The following is a 1,399-nucleotide window of genomic DNA, read 5'->3' on the forward strand; positions in this document are numbered from 1 at the left end:
CCGACTGGAGATATACAGAAAAAACCCATGTTCGAAAAATTTGACGCCCGACCCGCGGTCCAGGTCGGTATCGGTACTCTCATCGTGTTCATCGCGATGGTCCTCGTTGCGGCGATTGCCGCCGGGGTCCTCGTGAACACGGCAGGCTTCCTGCAGGCGACTGCGCAGGACGCCGGGCAGGAAAGTGTTAACAAGGTTACGAACCGCGTCGACGTCGTCAGCACCCACGGTGTCGTCAACGACACCGGCGACGGTCTCACCGTCGATAGTCTGAACCTGACGGTTCGACTCGCGGCCGGGTCCGGCAGTGTGTCGCTGGAAGACACCACCATCAAGTACGTCAGCGACTCGACGGCGCGTAACCTCGTCTACAACGACGCGTCGAGCGCCGACGGGACGAACCTCGGTAACGTCTCGCAGTGGCAGGACGACACCGGCGTCGGCGGAGAGGGTCTGAACGAAACCGAGTTCACGGCCTACGCGCTCGAAGACGGTGACGACACGTCCTTCCCCGTCCTGAGCGGACAGGGTGACCGCTTCGAGCTCGTCATCAACACGTCCGTCGTCGAAGGCGCGGGCCAGGACGGCGTCAGCACGGGCGACTCGGTGAAGCTCGAGATCACGAGCCGCTCCGGCGGTTCCAGTCAGGTCATCATGACGATGCCCCAGCAGCTGGCCGGCAAGAACGACAACGACCCCATCGCTCTCTAACTACTACGTAAAATGTTCGACAAATTCAACAACGACGACCGCGGTCAGGTCGGTATCGGTACGCTCATCGTGTTCATCGCGATGGTCCTCGTCGCCGCAATCGCTGCGGGGGGTCCTCGTGAACACGGCCGGCTTCCTGCAGGCGACTGCGGAGGACGCCGGACAGGAAAGTGTGAACAAGGTCACGAATCGCGTCGAAGTGCTGAGCACGCACGGTGTGGTCGGCACGGAGCAGGACATCGACAACATCACGATGACGGTCCGCCTCGCGGCCGGGTCCAGCAGCGTGGACATGAACGAGACGTCGATAAAGTACCTCAGCGCGGGGAACGTGACGACGCTCACCAACACCACCAACCTGGACGGCAACGGTGACCCCATCTCCTCCGAGAACACGTTTCGCGCTGAACAAGGGTCACCGACGACGACGGGGTCGTTTCGGCGTGCTCAACAGCATGAACGACCGCTACGAGGTGGAGGTCAACACGTCCGCCATCGAGGGTAGCAACGACGCGAACCTCGGCGGCGGCCTCACCACCGGCGAACAGGTGACGTTCGAGATAACGAGTCGGACGGGTGGCACCACGCAGGTCATCCTGACGATGCCCCAGCAACTCGCCGGCAAGGAACCGGGCGACCCGGTCGAACTCTAAGTTCGCCGCCGCTCCGAATCGCGCTTTCGATTCAT

General features: G+C 62.3%; 2 protein-coding genes and 1 pseudogene. All 3 read left to right on the forward strand.

The window, feature by feature from the left end; all coding sequences use genetic code 11:
- Nucleotides 1-27 precede the first annotated feature (27 nt).
- Entirely contained in the window at nt 28-711 is a 684-nt protein-coding gene (locus tag GJ632_RS21500; RefSeq protein ID WP_191453981.1) for an archaellin/type IV pilin N-terminal domain-containing protein, read from the forward strand.
- 12 nt (nt 712-723) lie between these two features.
- Nucleotides 724-1,060, forward strand: a pseudogene (locus GJ632_RS26115) (archaellin/type IV pilin N-terminal domain-containing protein); the annotation flags it as partial.
- A 106-nt stretch (nt 1,061-1,166) separates the two neighbouring features.
- On the forward strand, nt 1,167-1,364 hold the full coding sequence (locus tag GJ632_RS25040; protein WP_305037700.1) for a hypothetical protein: 198 nt from the start codon (nt 1,167-1,169) through the stop codon (nt 1,362-1,364).
- Nucleotides 1,365-1,399: the final 35 nt, after the last annotated feature.

The sequence above is a fragment of the Halogeometricum sp. CBA1124 genome, from assembly GCF_009741955.1.
In the GTDB taxonomy this organism is placed as follows: domain Archaea; phylum Halobacteriota; class Halobacteria; order Halobacteriales; family Haloferacaceae; genus Halogeometricum; species Halogeometricum rufum.

Bases quoted from the DNA above. Each gene is read 5' to 3' on its own strand.
- GJ632_RS21500 (WP_191453981.1), top strand. From the start codon at position 28: ATGTTCGAAAAATTTGACGCCCGACCCGCGGTCCAGGTCGGTATCGGT.
- GJ632_RS25040 (WP_305037700.1), top strand. From the start codon at position 1,167: ATGAACGACCGCTACGAGGTGGAGGTCAACACGTCCGCCATCGAGGGT.